The 15,941-nt window shown below is 36.6% G+C and carries 15 protein-coding genes; 4 read left to right on the top strand and 11 right to left on the bottom strand.

Annotation, left to right across the window (positions count from 1 at the left end; genetic code table 11):
- Window positions 1-590: 590 nt before the first annotated feature.
- The 4 genes from trpA to trpD all read right to left on the bottom strand — a co-directional run bounded on the left by trpA (window position 591) and on the right by trpD (window position 4,496).
- Window positions 591-1,358, bottom strand: a complete 768-nt coding sequence (trpA, locus tag AN34_RS21245; protein WP_029289100.1) for a tryptophan synthase subunit alpha — start codon at window positions 1,356-1,358, stop codon at window positions 591-593.
- A 90-nt stretch (window positions 1,359-1,448) separates the two neighbouring features.
- The gene (trpB, locus tag AN34_RS21240) at window positions 1,449-2,630 is read right to left on the bottom strand and encodes a tryptophan synthase subunit beta (RefSeq protein ID WP_029289098.1); all 1,182 of its coding nucleotides are present in this window, start codon (window positions 2,628-2,630) and stop codon (window positions 1,449-1,451) included.
- Window positions 2,631-2,880: 250 nt separating this feature from the next.
- Window positions 2,881-3,483 carry a phosphoribosylanthranilate isomerase gene (locus tag AN34_RS21235; protein WP_231625600.1) on the bottom strand — a complete coding sequence of 201 codons (603 nt, stop codon included), beginning with the start codon at window positions 3,481-3,483 and terminating at the stop codon, window positions 2,881-2,883.
- Between the two features lie 26 nt (window positions 3,484-3,509).
- The gene (gene trpD / locus AN34_RS21230; RefSeq protein WP_029289094.1) at window positions 3,510-4,496 is read right to left on the bottom strand and encodes an anthranilate phosphoribosyltransferase; all 987 of its coding nucleotides are present in this window, start codon (window positions 4,494-4,496) and stop codon (window positions 3,510-3,512) included.
- A 305-nt stretch (window positions 4,497-4,801) separates the two neighbouring features.
- Between trpD and AN34_RS21225 the strand changes: the two genes are divergently transcribed.
- Window positions 4,802-5,746 carry an ion channel gene (locus tag AN34_RS21225; protein ID WP_029289092.1) on the top strand — a complete coding sequence of 315 codons (945 nt, stop codon included), beginning with the start codon at window positions 4,802-4,804 and terminating at the stop codon, window positions 5,744-5,746.
- 63 nt (window positions 5,747-5,809) lie between these two features.
- Here AN34_RS21225 and AN34_RS21220 read toward each other — a convergent pair whose 3' ends face one another.
- The 5 genes from AN34_RS21220 to recR all read right to left on the bottom strand — a co-directional run bounded on the left by AN34_RS21220 (window position 5,810) and on the right by recR (window position 8,848).
- Window positions 5,810-6,034, bottom strand: coding sequence for a Txe/YoeB family addiction module toxin (locus AN34_RS21220; protein WP_029289089.1), 225 nt, complete (start codon window positions 6,032-6,034; stop codon window positions 5,810-5,812).
- A 12-nt stretch (window positions 6,035-6,046) separates the two neighbouring features.
- Window positions 6,047-6,262: a DUF2683 family protein gene (locus AN34_RS21215; RefSeq protein WP_029289087.1), complete on the bottom strand. Its 216-nt coding sequence runs from the start codon at window positions 6,260-6,262 to the stop codon at window positions 6,047-6,049.
- A 56-nt stretch (window positions 6,263-6,318) separates the two neighbouring features.
- Window positions 6,319-7,173 (bottom strand): alpha/beta hydrolase, encoded by an 855-nt coding sequence (locus AN34_RS21210; protein WP_029289084.1) that lies wholly within the window; start codon window positions 7,171-7,173, stop codon window positions 6,319-6,321.
- A gap of 135 nt (window positions 7,174-7,308) precedes the next feature.
- Window positions 7,309-8,127: an SDR family oxidoreductase gene (locus tag AN34_RS21205; RefSeq protein WP_029289082.1), complete on the bottom strand. Its 819-nt coding sequence runs from the start codon at window positions 8,125-8,127 to the stop codon at window positions 7,309-7,311.
- A 103-nt stretch (window positions 8,128-8,230) separates the two neighbouring features.
- Window positions 8,231-8,848 (bottom strand): recombination mediator RecR, encoded by a 618-nt coding sequence (gene recR / locus AN34_RS21200; protein WP_029289080.1) that lies wholly within the window; start codon window positions 8,846-8,848, stop codon window positions 8,231-8,233.
- A 141-nt stretch (window positions 8,849-8,989) separates the two neighbouring features.
- On the opposite strand from recR, the gene AN34_RS21195 reads away from it, so the two are divergent.
- The 3 genes from AN34_RS21195 to AN34_RS21185 all read left to right on the top strand — a co-directional run bounded on the left by AN34_RS21195 (window position 8,990) and on the right by AN34_RS21185 (window position 11,948).
- Window positions 8,990-10,498, top strand: coding sequence for a sodium:solute symporter (locus tag AN34_RS21195; RefSeq protein ID WP_029289077.1), 1,509 nt, complete (start codon window positions 8,990-8,992; stop codon window positions 10,496-10,498).
- Window positions 10,499-10,516: 18 nt separating this feature from the next.
- Complete coding sequence (locus AN34_RS21190; protein ID WP_029289075.1) at window positions 10,517-11,224, top strand: TIGR00730 family Rossman fold protein; 708 nt, start codon at window positions 10,517-10,519, stop codon at window positions 11,222-11,224.
- Window positions 11,225-11,453: 229 nt separating this feature from the next.
- Entirely contained in the window at window positions 11,454-11,948 is a 495-nt protein-coding gene (locus tag AN34_RS21185; RefSeq protein WP_029289073.1) for a hypothetical protein, read from the top strand.
- 251 nt (window positions 11,949-12,199) lie between these two features.
- Here the strand turns inward: AN34_RS21185 and AN34_RS21180 are convergent, their stop codons facing one another.
- Together AN34_RS21180 and AN34_RS21175 are read right to left on the bottom strand one after the other, a co-directional pair.
- Window positions 12,200-12,790 carry a DUF502 domain-containing protein gene (locus AN34_RS21180; protein ID WP_029289070.1) on the bottom strand — a complete coding sequence of 197 codons (591 nt, stop codon included), beginning with the start codon at window positions 12,788-12,790 and terminating at the stop codon, window positions 12,200-12,202.
- A gap of 655 nt (window positions 12,791-13,445) precedes the next feature.
- On the bottom strand, window positions 13,446-15,908 hold the full coding sequence (locus AN34_RS21175; protein WP_029289068.1) for a bifunctional UDP-N-acetylmuramoyl-tripeptide:D-alanyl-D-alanine ligase/alanine racemase: 2,463 nt from the start codon (window positions 15,906-15,908) through the stop codon (window positions 13,446-13,448).
- Window positions 15,909-15,941: the final 33 nt, after the last annotated feature.

Genomic DNA, 15,941 nt, shown 5'->3' with positions numbered 1-15,941 from the left:
TATATGGTCAAAAATAATAGCGTCTAAACTGGAATATAAAATCATGCTTTCTTATAAACTTTCATTCACGAAGCAAAATTACCATCTAAGGCATATAAGTTACATATAAGCACTATGGCTACTATGTTCTTACATTCCTATATGGTCAAAAATAATAGCCTTTAAACTGGAACATTAAATCACGCTTCCTTATAAACTTTCATTCACGAAGCAAAATTACCACCTAAGGCATATAAGTTACAAATAAGCGTTATGGCTATAATGTTCTTACATTCCTTATATGGTCAAAAATGATAGCATTTAAACTGGAATATAAAATCATGCTTTCTTATAAACTTTCATTCATGAAGCAAAATTACCATCGAAGGCATATAAGTTACATATAAGCACTATGGCTACTATGTTCTTACATTCCTATATGGTAAAAAATAATAGTGTTTAAACTGGAATATAAAATCATTCACGAAGCAAAATTACCATCTAAGGCATATAAGCTACATATAAGCGCTATGGCTACTATGTTCTTACATTCCTTATATTGTCAAAAATAATAGCATTTAAATGTTTTAACATTCCTTGCATAGTAAAAATTAGCTTTTAAACTTTTTCATGAAGTTGCTCACGCTTTCTTCTAAGTTTCCCTCTTCGATTGCCCTAACAAATGCAGTTCCTATAATAGCGCCATTTGCATAAGAACATGCTTTATCAAATGTTTGCTTGTCACTGATTCCGAAGCCAATCATGGTTGGGTTTTTCAGATTCATTGCTTTAATTCTGCCAAAATAAGTTTCAGTAGTATCACCAACCTCCAGGTTTTTACCCGTTGTTGCAGATGATGAAAGCAAATAAATAAATCCATTGGTTAAACCATCAATTTTGTGGATTCGGTCTTCGGCAGTTTGTGGCGTAATTAAAAACACATTACTCAAATGGTGTTCTTCAAAGCAACCCTTATAAAATTCTTCATATTCAACCATTGGTAAATCAGGCACAATACATCCATCAACACCAACTTCAGCACAAGCTTTACAGAAATTTTCTACCCCAAATTGTAAAACCGGGTTCACGTAACCCATCAATAACACAGGGATAGTTACGTTTTTGCGCAGGTCTTTTAATTGCTCGAAAAGCAGTTTCAGCGTCATGCCCTGATCCAAAGATTTTTTGCTACTGGCCTGAATTACTGGCCCATCCGCCACTGGATCTGAATAAGGAAACCCGATTTCCAACATATCTGCACCTGATTTTTCTAGCGCTTCAGCAATTCGAATCGTATCGCCAGTATTTGGATAACCTGCGGTATAATAAATTGATAATACATTTTTCTTCGATGCGAAGAGTTCTTTGATTCTGTTCATTTCTATTATATTTCCGTCATTTCGAGGCACGAAGCAATCTACTTCAAAACCTTAATGAGATTGCTTCGTACCTCGCAATGACGACTTTTCTTATAAATTAAAATATTTAATGTAAGTGTCTAAATCCTTATCACCCCTACCCGATAAGCAAACTACCACATTTTCTCCACCTTTAAATTCCATTTTCTCTAAGTAGGCCAAAGCATGTGCACTTTCAATCGCAGGGATAATTCCTTCCAGCTGAGTAAGCAATAGCCCAGCATCCAAACTTTCTTCATCGGTAATGGAAACATATTTACCTCTGCCAGTTTTAAATAAATGAGCATGTTGCGGGCCAATACCAGGATAATCCAGTCCGGCAGAAACCGAATGCGGTTCTACTACCTGTCCATCTTCAGTTTGCATTAAAATACTACGGCTACCATGTAATACCCCTTCTTTGCCGAGGTAAGTTGTCGCCGCCGAAAGCCCACTTGAAACACCTTTCCCTGCGGCTTCAACAGCAATTAATTTTACATTTTCATCATCCATGAAATGATAAAACATACCCATGGCATTACTTCCGCCACCTACACAAGCCAACACATAATCAGGTTGATCATTTCCAGTTTGTGCTAGCAGTTGCTTTTTAGTTTCTTCTGAAATAATAGATTGAAAGATCGCCACCATATCAGGATAAGGATGCGGACCAACCACAGAACCAATAATGTAATGCGTATCAACCGGGTTATTAATCCAATCACGCATGGCCTCATTCGTGGCATCTTTTAAAGTTTTACTTCCAGAACTTGCCGGAACCACCTTGGCGCCTAACATTTTCATGCGGGCAACATTTGGCGCCTGGCGTTCAATATCTACCTCACCCATGTAAATTACACACTCTAAATTACGTAATGCACAAACAGTGGCTGTAGCCACACCATGCTGACCAGCACCAGTCTCTGCAATAATTCTTTTTTTACCAAGCTTTTCTGCCAACAAAATCTGACCGATGGTATTATTAATTTTATGCGCTCCGGTATGATTTAAATCTTCTCTTTTTAGGAAAATATTAGCGCCATATCTCGCTGATAACCTATTGGCTAAATATAACGGCGAAGGACGGCCAACATAGTCTTTCATTAACTGATGAAATTCTTTCTGAAAATCGGCATCATCAATAATCTTTAAATAATTCTGACGCAATTCTTCTACGTTCGGATAAAGCATTTCGGGGATATATGCACCGCCGAAATCTCCATAATATCCTTTTTCGTTTACTTTGTATTTCATATCTTTTTTATCTAATCCGCTGGTTAAAACCAACTCTTATTTCCCATGACTGAAATCATGGTCTATGTTTTTATTCTTTATGCTGTTCCATCCAACCAGGCCTTACCGCTTCATCCACGTTCCACTTCAATCCGGCCTAACAAATTTTTGGTAATGCACTATTAAAGCCAAAGCAGAAACTTCAATACAAAAATTTTCAGCCGGTGTTTTTTGTTTCTTTTTGACATCAAAAAGAAAGACGCCTGTCCGGCTAGGACAAAATATGTATAAATGCTTTAACCTTCTCTACATCCTTAACACCAGGCTCAACTTCAAACTTACTGTTAATGTCTAGCGCATACAAGCGAGTATCTTTTATTTCAGCAATTGCAGCCGCATGTTCCAAATCTATTCCTCCACTCAAGAAGAAAGGTTTATTCAATTTATAATTTTCTAAAATTTTCCAGTCGAAAGTTTTGCCCGATCCACCATGCGCTTTCGTTTTGGTATCAAAGAGAAAATAATCAACCAAATCCTGATAGGCATTTAATACAGCAAAATCAAAATCTTCATCCAAACCAAAAGCCTTGATCACCTCAATATCTTGTGCAAAGTCTTTTAATGCCTTAACATATTCAACTGATTCGTTTCCATGTAACTGAACAGCTTTAAGTTGATATAGATTTACTTTTTTCTTCACAACCTCCAAATCCTCATCTACAAAAACACCTACCGTTTTAATTTCTGAAGGGATATATTTAATCAGCTCAGCCGAAACATCACTAATAAAACGTGGTGATGCCGCATAAAAAATAAAGCCTAAATAGTCAGGTTGTAAACTTGCTACAGCAGCGATATTAGCTGCGAATTTCATTCCACAAACTTTTAATTTTAATTTCATCAGGCCACTAATTTTTTAAAACTTTCAAGCGCTCTTTTACTGGTTAATGATTCTTCTGCTTCATAAAAGCAATCAGCAAAACTTGCCGTTGGTTTTATCGTTTTAATTGCCAGTGCGGCATTGCAAAGCACAACATTATTTTGCGTATCAGTGGCTTCACCATTAAGTACATCCATAAATATTTTAGCTGAAGACGTCACGGTATCGCCACCTTTAATATCATTAACGGAAACTTTCTCAAAACCCATATCACTCAAAGTTAGAATGCTTTCTCCCTGGTTATTGAAAGTTTTTACATTACAGGTCAGTGAAATTTCATCATAACCTTCCAGCGCATGTACAATGGTATAATTTTTAGTCGTATCCTGATATAGATAGTTATATAATCGGGCTAATTCCAAGCTAAAAACCCCTACCATCTGATATTTGGGTTGAGACGGATTAACCATTGGGCCAAGCATATTGAAGAAGGTTTTAATCCCTAAATCTTTACGAATGGGTGCTACAATCTTCATGGCCGGATTGAACAAAGGTGCATGTAAAAAACAAATGCCAGCGGTATCCAGATTGCGTTTTAAAACATCCTGGTCATTGGTAAATGAATAACCCAGATACTCCATTACATTGGAAGAACCACAACCCGAAGATACCCCATAGTTACCGTGTTTAGCTACATGATGCCCTGCGCCTGCCACCACAAATGATGATAATGTAGATATATTAAAGGTATCTTTTCCATCTCCACCTGTTCCACAAAGATCAATAAGCTCATAACCAGTAAAATCAGCTTTAATGCCTAAATCCAACATCGCATCGCGGAAGCCCTGTAATTCATCTACAGTAATATTTCTCATGGCATAGGCGGTAATAAAAGCTGCAATCTGCGAAGAATTAAATTCTCCCTGCGAAATAGAAATGAGGATTTGTTTAGCCTCATCCCTACTAAAGCTTTTATTTTCAAACAAATGGTTTAATATTTTTTTCATGTTTTTGTATACCTCTTAACTTCATTCTGAACTTGATTCAGAATCTTTTACATAGATGCTGAACTAAATCCGATAGCTATCGGATCAGCATGACGGTCTCTTAAAAAAATCACATAAAAAAAGGATTGCTTTTTGGGCAATCCTTTTTATCGTTTATAAAATAATTTAAAATATATAACAATAGAATTTGCCTAACGAATTTCGTTAGGCCACCACCAATTGTTATTTAAGTTTTTAATGATCATGTTTGTATAGAACAAATATTGATATACTTTTTTATAATTCCAAAATCTTTCTAAAAATATATGTCTTTTTTTAAGAGAAGAGTACAGTTTAATGATGATCTGGGTTTTGGCTCCACTCCCGTAATCAAAAATCAAAGGGTATTAAATACAGATGGAACACCAAACATCGAACGGACAGGTTTGCCTTGGTTTAAGTTTGATGATACCTATACCCGCCTGGTCACCATGAGCTGGCCTAGGTTTTTTCTGGTGATCCTGATTGCATATTTGATTGTAAATACCCTCTTTGCAGTTGCCTATAATGTGATTGGAATTGAGAATCTGAATGGTGCAAAAGGCATTACCTTAAGGGATCAATTTTTTGATGCTTTCTTTTTCTCCGCACAAACCATTTCTACTGTAGGTTACGGGCATATTTCGCCACAAGGATTTATCACCAGTGTACTGGCCGCTTTTGAAAGCATGCTGGGTTTGCTAGCTTTTGCATTGGCAACAGGCTTATTATATGGACGTTTTAGTCGCCCCACTTCTAAAGTATCTTTTAGTAAAAAAATGGTTATTGCCCCCTATCACAACGGCAGTGGATTGATGTGCAGATTGGTAAACTTAAGGAAGAATGCCTTGATTGATATTGAAGCACAAATGATCGTCACGTTTAATGAAACCATTGAGGGAAAACTTAAACGTAGTTTTTATCCCTTGGAATTAGAAAGAAACAACATCAGCATCTTGTCACTCAACTGGACACTTGTTCATGCAATCAATTCAGATAGCCCATTATTTGAAAAAACTTTAGAGGAACTCAAGATAGCGGAAGTAGAAATTTTTGTGATTGTAAAGGCTTTCGATGATACGTTTGCACAAACCATTCATACCAGAACCAGCTACCAGGATGAAGATATAGAATGGAACGCTAAATTTGAAATTATGCATTACCATAATGAAGAAGGCAAAACGGTAATGGATTATAGTAGATTAGATGAGATAAAAAAAGTGGTGATTTGATATTTAAACTACATTGATTCTAAAAAGCTGTAAAGGACTATAATAGCAATGTAGACTTTCGTACTAATAATGGTATTTTAATTGAACAATAATGATTTTATCTTCTAGCACCTGATAAACAATTCGATGTTCATCATTAATCCGCCTAGACCAAAAACCTGTCCAATTGTATTTTAAAGCTTCAGGTTTCCCTGTTCCAGTGAAGGGTGTATCTAATATTGATGCGATTAATTCAGAGATTTTCTTCTGAACCTGATTTTTTCCATTCCTCAAGTTGCTTCTGAGCATCAAACGTAAATTCTATTTCCATAAATCAGCAACAGCTATTTTTACTGTTTGCCCATTTTCGGCTTGTTTAATGCTTCCATCAAGTGCTCTCTTATTGGCAATTGATTGACTAAGATAAGATGTCTCATCTTGTTCTACTTTTTTAAAGGTAACATCCAAAGCTTTAAAAATCGCTTTAATTGCAGATAACTGCTTTTTATCTCGTGGCTGTATAATTAATGCTTCCATAGTAACAAATTTACATTTTTTTCAATTAATTTCATCAGGCAATTAATAGCGTTTTACTATAAATTCCGTTTATTAGAAATCGTTTTCTGTATAAATCCCACAATCTCCCCATACAAATCATTCCCGCCTAATATCATCTGGCTAATCATAGGTACATGGCTTTTCCCTTCAATCTCCTTAATTTCTACAGGAATATGATTTGCCTTTAATTCTTGGTATAATCTGGGGGTTTGCAATTTAATAGCTTTATAAGTCTTGCCTCCATAAAACAGTAAATGCGGATTTTTAATATGATCAATGTAATTTAACGGTGATGCTGCTTTCCATACCGCTGGCTGGCTGGTAAAGGTCCTGATAAAATCAAAGTAAAAACTGTCCTTTTTAGCAGTAGTGAGGTATTCATATAAATCAAGTCCGAAGGGATCATTTAAGATTACACCTTTAATTGGATTCTTGATTCCGGCATGGTTAAAATATTTTGGATCGGCGTTAATTAGTTCCGCTAAATGCCCACCTGCTGAATGCCCCATAATAAAGATCTTATCTGAACTGCCTTTATAACCAGAGATATTTTCCTTAACCCATTTTACGGCCAATGCACAATCATCAGCCATTTTTTCATATTGAACATCAGGCGCAAGCGGATAATTTATAATCACTGTAACTATACCTTTCCTAGCGAAATTTCTCCCTAACCACCAATACGTTTCCTTCTTGCCACTACTCCATGAGCCTCCATGTATAAAGATTAAAATAGGTTTATTTTCAATCCGATCCGCATTGTAAAAAACATTAAGTGAATTTTCTGCTTTAGCGTTATGGGCATAATTGATATCCTTAGCTGTTTTTACCTGAGCCAATGCTGTTATGGTCTGAAACAAGAGAATTGCTAGAAATAGTTTTTTAAGCATGAAGGTTTTTAGCGAGTGTTGAATGTGTAGCGAGTAGCAATAATCAAGTGTTTAAATATTTTAGCTTTTCACTTTAGTCTTAAGCTTTAGCCTTTTAGCTTTAGTCTTTCAGCTTTAGCCTTTTAGCTTTTAGCGCTAAGCCTTAATCAGCGGATTCTTCTCTTTAGCAAATAAATCGAAAACCTTTTTATCTACAAAAGCAGGAAATAACTTATTCATCCAAACAGCCAGTTTTCCCTGACCCGTCATCACTAAAGTCCGTTTGCGTTTCTCAATTCCATCGGCAATAATACTGGCAACTTCTTCAGATGTCATCATTTTTCCCTCATCCATACTGGTTTCACCATGAGCCGCACCATCTTTTGAGAGCGCTGTGACGCGAATATTAGAAGCTGTGAACCCCGGACAAGCCACTAAAACATTTACACCAGTTTTTAAAAGTTCCGTACGAAGTGATTCCATAAAGCCATTCATGGCAAATTTTGAAGCCGAATAACCTGTTCGCCCAGGTAAACCTCTGTAACCGGCAATGGAAGAAATTCCGACCACCGTACCCTTAGTTTTCAGAATTTCTGGCAAGGCATATTTGGTGCAATAAACCGTCCCCCAGAAGTTCACATCCATCAGGTTTTTAAGTACAGATAAATCGAGATCATTAAATAATGCACGCATGGATAAACCGGCATTGTTTACCAAAATATCAATTTTCTGAAACGAAACCAATGCCTGCTTAATAAGCAATTCACAATCAGCTTCCTTACTTACATCTGCCTGAACCGCAACAGCTCTAATCTTGTATTTCTTTTCTAAATCAGCAGTAATTTCGCAAAGCGTTACATATTGACGTGCAGCCAAAACCAAATTGGCGCCACGTTTGGCAAATTCTTCAGCACAAGCTTTTCCAATTCCGCTGGATGCCCCGGTAATGATGATGACTTTATTTTTGAGGTTCATTTTTTTTAGTAATATTGAGTAGCAAGTATTAGTAGTGAGTAGCAAGACTTGGCAACTATTCTATTTTATTATTTATTCCTGACCGGCGACTCTCAACTCCCAACTATTTCATCATTGCTGTTTCATAAGGCACACGGGTAATGATGGAGCGGCCGAGTGTTATTTCATCCGTATATTCCAGTTCACCACCAAAAGCAATTCCCCTCGCAATAGTAGTTACCGGAACATTAAATTCTTTTAAGCGCTTATACAGATAAAAAAGTGTGGTATCGCCTTCCATATTCGGACTCAAGGCCAGAATAATTTCTTTGATCCCCCCGGTAGATACCCTGGCAACCAATCCATCAATAAACAAATCAGTTGGGCCAATACCATCCATAGGAGAAATCAATCCACCTAAAACATGATATACCCCATAATACTGTCCGGTATTTTCGATGGCCATTACATCACGGGTATCTTCTACCACGCAAATCGTTTCTTTATCTCGCTTAGGTGATGTACATATTTCACAAATTGTAAAATCTGATATATTATGACAGATGCTACAATGTTTGATTTGTTGTTTAAGCTTGATAAAGGTATTGCCAAACTGATTCACTTCCTCCTGTTCTTTATTTAAAAGATGTAACACCAAACGCAGAGCTGTCTTTTGTCCTACACCAGGTAATTTAGAGAATTCGTTTACTGCATCTTCAAGCAGTTTGGATGAAAAATTCATGTACAAAAATATGAAATAGTTGTTTGGTTTCTTAGTGATTTGGGTTTTTAGTTATTTTGTGCCGGCATAGAAAAAACTAACCATCTAACCAACAAAACAACTAATATTAATTTCTTACATTTAACAGCTTAAAACAAAACCATGTCGCCAACTATACTTTTATGCTTTCTAATCGGTTACTTTTTATTACTGATTATTATTTCATTCGTAACCTCTAAAGATTCGTCAGACAATAACTCGTTTTTTGTTGCCAATAGAAACTCAAAATGGTATTTAGTGGCATTTGGTATGATTGGAACTGCCCTTTCAGGCGTAACCTTTATTTCCGTACCCGGCGAGGTTGGTGCGCCAGCCGGAAACCAGTTCCAATATTTCCAGTTCGTTTTAGGCAATGCAGTTGGTTTCATTATTATTTGCACGGTATTACTGCCGCTGTATTACCGGATGAAACTTACCTCCATTTACAGCTATATTGAACAACGATTAGGGCATTACAGTTATAAAACTGCAGCTTCCATATTTTTGCTCAGCAGAACATTAGGTTCAGCCACCAGGTTATATTTAGTGGTGATTGTTTTACAGCGCTTCATCTTTGATAACTATGGCATTCCTTTTTGGCTAACGGTGCTGATATCACTTGCCCTGATTTGGTCATACACCTTTAAAGGTGGCCTAAAGACCATTATCATCACTGATACTTTACAAACATTTTTTTTGGTGCTGTCTGTTTTCCTCACCATCTATTTCATTTGTAACAGCCTCAATTTTAATATACCACAAGCATTTGAAACCATTAAAAGTAGCAGCTATTCAAAAATTTTCTTTTTAGATGATTTTCTAACCAACAAATTCTACTTCAGCAAACAGTTTATCGGTGGTATTTTCGTTACCATTGCCATGACTGGTTTAGATCAGGATTTAATGCAGAAAAATTTAAGCATGGGTACCATTAAAGAGGCACAAAAAAACATGTTTACCTTTACTGGTGTATTTGTAATCCTGAATGTATTCTTTTTAAGTGTTGGTGCTTTACTATACATTTTCGCTGCTAAAAATGGTATCGATATCCCATTAGATCACATCACCGGAAAACCAAGAACAGATTTATTATTTCCAGAAATTGCCTTAAATCATTTAGGTGCAATACCAGCCATTATTTTTATGCTGGGTTTAACAGCAGCAACTTTCGCCACAACAGATTCTGCCTTAACTGCACTTACCACCTCCTTCTGTGTAGATTTTTTAGGCATGGCAAAAGCTGAAAATGTGAATGCTAAAGATGCGGTAAAAAAACGCCATACCGTTCACATTGCCTTTTCTATTTTAATGTTTTTAGTGATTATTGTAATCAACGTACTCAACAGTTCATCTGTAGTCAGCTTAATATTTACCATTGCCTCTTATACCTACGGACCACTTTTAGGATTATATAGTTTTGGATTATTTGTAAAAAAACGTGGTCTCCACGATAAATTAGTACCAATAGTTTGCATATTATCGCCTTTTTTATGTTACTTGCTTTCCACGTATTCAACCAGCTTACTGGGTGGTTACGTTTTTAGTGTTGAGCTGATTTTAATTAACGGTTTAATCACTTTTATAGGTTTGCTTTTAATCAGCAAAAAGACTGATGCGCAAACACAATTTTAATATTAGAATAGCGTATATATGACGAGTGAAGAAAAAATTAGAAGTGCCTTTGAAAATAAGGACTGGCAGGAAATTAAAGTAACAGATTCCTGGCAAATTTTTAAAATAATGGCCGAATTTGTTGACGGTTTCGAAAAACTAGCAAAAATCGGTCCCTGCGTAACCATTTATGGTTCCGCCCGTACGGCAGAAACCAATAGATATTATCAACTGGCAGAACAATGCGGTAAACTTTTAACTGATCGCGGTTATGGCGTAATTACAGGTGGCGGCCCGGGTATTATGGAAGCTGGTAATAAAGGTGCGCATACCAATGGAGGTAAATCTGTAGGTCTTAATATCGAATTGCCATTTGAGCAGTTTCATAATAAATATATCGATCACAACAAGTTGCTTGAATTTGATTATTTCTTTGTTCGCAAGGTGATGTTTATGAAATACAGTCAGGGCTTTGTGGTTTTACCAGGTGGTTTTGGCACTATGGATGAACTTTTTGAAGCTTTAACTTTAATTCAAACAGGCAAAATTGCACGTTTCCCGATTGTTTTATTGGGTAAAGATTATTGGAGTGGTTTAATAGACTGGATTAAAGGAACCATGCTACAAAAAGAACACAATATCCACGAAGAAGATTTGAACTTATTTAGATTGGTGGATACCGCCGAAGAAGCTGCAGAACATATTTTCAGGTTCTATGATAAATATGTACTAAAACCTAATTTTTAAATAAGATTAAAGAACAGGCTTAAAAGAATTTGAGGATTTGGATATTGAAATATTCTCTCATTCAATCCTTCAAAATTGAAATCATGTTGAAGTAATATGCGCTCATTTAATCCTTGAAAATTCAAATCATTATAAAAAAAGTGCTCGTTTTACAGGCACTTTTTTTTATTACAAACATTTTTTGTAACGATTCGTTTAATCGGAAGTCTTAAAGCAAACCCTTGGCGTGATGGAGAAAATATTGAACTGGAGAAAAGGCTTATTTGATAGTAATTATCAGGTATTTGAAGATGCGCTAATAAAATTTTCTCTAAATTTCTTTTCTTTAAAAAACTCCGCCATTGCCACCACGCAATCAGGAATTTACCTTTTAAAAAGTGAAGGCTATTCCAAGCCCGAATCCAAAATTCTTAATAATAAAAATGAAGTTTTAGCAATCATTCGTTATGATTGGCTGGGCTTTAAAGCAAAAATATATTGTACCACCGGCGAAGAATTCGACTGGAGCTTTCAGAATAGCTGGTTCAGCAGATGGTCGGTAAATAACCATAAAAACAAACAGATAATCTATAATTCATCCTCAAGCAGCGGCTTAATCCACACCAATACTGAAGACGATTTATTAATGGTGGCGGGGTTATTTATCAGAGAATATTATACCAGACTGCTTTATGCATTGATCATTGTGATGATCATTTTATCAACAGGTAGAGGTATATTTTAGGTTTAACAACCCACCTTAAAATTGGTCATCCGATGGATACTAGATTGATGCAGATATTCATCGGTTTCTTTAGATTCGTTTTTGAAGATCCTGAATCAAGTTCAGTAAGACGCTTGAAGACAAACCCAAATTCTAAAATACTTAATTAGTCATCCAATGAATACCAGCTTAATAGCAGATAATTCATGGGTGCTTTAGATTCGTTTCTGAAGATCTTGAAATCAAGTTCTGTAAGACGTGACGCTATAGTGTTAAAGTCCGCTTACGCCGCCACTTACCACCAATTTCATGGCTTCAGCCGCACTCATATTTAAATCTTTAACCTTTTCTCTTTTTACAATACAAAGCTGACCTGCAAAAGAGTACGACAAGGGAAAGTAAACCGCCACATCATCAGGCAAATCCAGTTTATGAAGATCATTCTGCGTAAGGAAACCGATTTTCTTCAATCCCCCTTCTACCTCAACCAATACCGGATGATTAAATTTCTTTTCATCACCCACAAAGGCTTCGGTTAAATCTTTTATGGAAGAATAAATAAAGTTAAGTAAAGGCAACCGCTGCATCATCCGTTGAAACCAATTGTACATCGGTTCCGTAACCAAATTAGTCACAAAAATACCAGCCAGTAAAATGATGGTTAAAACAGTTAGCAAGCCTAAACCCGGGATGTTTCTGCTTTCACCCGTCTGTGGATTAACCCCTAGTATATTATTGACATTCAGCCAGCTATCAACGGTAGTAACAGCCCAAACCACAATAAATATACTCACAGCGATGGGTACCACAATTAATAAACCTTTGATCAGATAGTTTAAAATAGCTTTCCCGATTTTGTTCATGCTGCAAACTTATTTAAAAATGTTCAATAGTTGGTAGTTAATGATTTATTAGTCTGAAAGTTCATTAGTTCAATAGCTATTAGTTCATTGGTTCAATAGTCATTAGTTCATTGGTTAGCATGGCTTATTAATTGCGCCCAAATTAATGACTATTAACCTAATGACAAATGAAACAGTTTATCTGCACCCTAACCAATGACTATTGAACAAATGACAAATGAACCAGATTATCTGTACCCTAACCAATGACTATTGAACAAATGACAAATGAACCAGATTATCTGTACCCTAACCAATGACTATTGAACAAATGACAAATGAACCAATGACAAATAAACCAGATTATCTGCACCCAAACTTATGGCTATTAAACTAATGACAAATGAACCAATCTATCTGCACCCTAACCAATGACTATTGAACAAATGACAAATGAACCAATCTATCTGCACCCTAACCAATGACTATTGAACAAATGACAAATGAACCAATCTATCTGCACCTTTATCTGCACCCAAACTAATGACTATTGAACTAATGACAAATGAACCAGTTTATCTGCACCCAAACTAATGACTATTGAACAAATGACAAATGAACCTGGCTATCTGCACCCAAACTAATGAACTATTGAACAAATGACAAATGAACCAGCTTATTCATAAAAATAAACCCGCTTCACCCGTTGAGAAATATTGGTTAAAATCTCATACGGAATCGTAGCAGTATCACTTGCCAATTGCATGATGGTGTGTTCATGATTAAAAACAATGGCCTCATCTCCGGCGCTTACATCCAAACCAGTAATATCTAAAATGGTCATATCCATACAAATAGATCCGATGGTTGGCACCAATTGTCCGTTAACCAACATTTTTCCTACACCATTGCCAAATGCACGACTATAACCATCTGCATAACCAATTTTTATCGTAGCTATTTTACCGCCATTAGGCATCCAGCCCTTTCTACTGTAGCCAACACTCTCACCAGGTGCAACGGTTTTAACCTGTGTAATGGTCGTTTTTAAAACCATTACCGTTTGTAAGCCCTGATTCCGATATAACGCCGTATCAAACCCATAAAGGCCAATCCCTAACCTAACCATATCCAATTGGCTATCAGGCCACCTGCTAATGCCTGAAGTGTTAGCGATGTGCAATAAAGGTTTATATCCTAAACCATCAATTAGTTTTTTTGAAACCAAATTAAAGGTATTCATCTGCTCGCGGGTAAAACCATCATGCTCCGCTTCCCCACTCGCCACCAAATGAGAAAAAATACTCTGAACACTAATTTGCGCGTTGTTAATAAGCAATTTACAAAGATCATCAACCTCTGTTTGGTCAAACCCTAAGCGATGCATGCCACTATCAATTTTTAAGTGAACAGGGTAATTCAAAACATCTTTCGGGATAGCATTTAAAAAACTGTTTAAAATTTCCAGGCTATAAATTTCAGGTTCCAAATGATGCTTAATGATTGCTTCAAAAGCAGATTCTTCCGGACTCATTACCATAATAGGAAGTGTGATCCCGGCTTTCCGCAAGGCGATTCCTTCATCAGCATAAGCCACAGCCAGATAATCTACCTTATGAAACTGCAACATATTGGCAATTTCAAAGCTCCCGCTTCCATATGAAAAAGCCTTTACCATAGCCATAATCTTTACACCCGGTCGCAGTTTAGAACGATAAAAGTGGAGATTACTTACCATTGCATTCAGATCGATTTCCAACACCGTATCATGTATTTTCTGAGTCAGGATTTTACTGATTCTGCCAAATTCGAAACGCCTCGCCCCTTTTACTAAAATGGTCTCATGGTTAAAATGCAAACCTGGAAAAGCCTGCATAAAGGCATCCGTATCTACAAAAAACTGTGTTTCACACTTAAAAAGTGCCGCATATCCGGCAATATGTTTTCCAATTCCAATCAAGCGGTTAATCCTTTTCTGTTGAAGAAGATCGGCGATTTCTGTATATAAAATCAAATCATCTTTGCCAGTCTCAAATAATTCGGAAAGGATAACCGTTTTTTTAGCATGCTGATTTTGCTGGTTTAGAAAATCAAGCGCTATGGCCAGCGAAGAGATATCGGCACTATAAGAATCATCTATAATAGAACACTGGTTAATGCCATTTTTCAGCTCAAGGCGCATACTAACGGGTGTCAGTTTTTCCAATCGTACGCCAGCCTGTTCTGGTGAATAACCAAAAGCCAGTAAGGTAGCCCAGCAGATGATGCCATTTTCTATCGACGCCTTATCTTTAAAGGGCAAGATGCAGCTAATTTCCTGATCCTGATAAATTGCCCGTAAGTGACTTTTTACTGCACCATGCTCCACCTCAATAATGCGAAGATCAGCCCCTTGTGTGCCGCTCCAGCTAAATTTCTTCTGTCCTGGCAATGCGGATGAATCAACTTCAACAACATAATCTGGAGAGTAAATCAGCAGCTCACATCCTGTAAAGAGCTTGAGCTTTTCCACCAGCTTTTCTTTTTTTGAAGCAAAACCCTCAGCGTGTGCTTCACCAATATTGGTTAAAATCCCAATTTGCGGCTGAATGATCTCGGCAAGTGTTTCCATTTCCCCTACTGCTGAAATACCCGCTTCGAAAATACCAAGGTTATGACTGGTATTAATTTGCCAGACGGATAGTGGTACGCCAATTTGTGAATTATAACTTTTCGGGCTCCGGATGATATTGAAATCAACCGCTAAAAGCTGATACAACCACTCTTTTACAATGGTTTTTCCATTGCTCCCGGTAATGCCAATCGTTTTTAAATCAAAATGCTTACGATGTACTAAAGCAAGAAGTTGCAGCGCCACCATTGAATCTTCAACGATGATGAAATTACAATCTGGATATAGTGTGATGTATTTTTTCTCTGTGATGACAAAATTCCGAACCTGTTTATGATAAGCATCCCTAATAAATTCATGTCCATCCCGGTGGGCAGATAAAGCGAAAAACAATGAATTTTCAGGAACCATTACAGATCGGCTATCTACAATCAGATATTGTATAATTACCTTTTCATGCACTAATCTAACCTCAGCACTAAGAATTTCTGCAATTTTGGAAAGGGTATAAATTGGGTTCTGCAACATATTATTATTCGAAAAATACTTTAATGGCCATTA

This window comes from Pedobacter sp. R20-19 (assembly GCF_000708265.2).
Taxonomy (GTDB): domain Bacteria; phylum Bacteroidota; class Bacteroidia; order Sphingobacteriales; family Sphingobacteriaceae; genus Pedobacter.
Note: the sequence above shows the minus strand (reverse complement) of the source record. Positions and strands in the feature narration are given on the sequence as shown.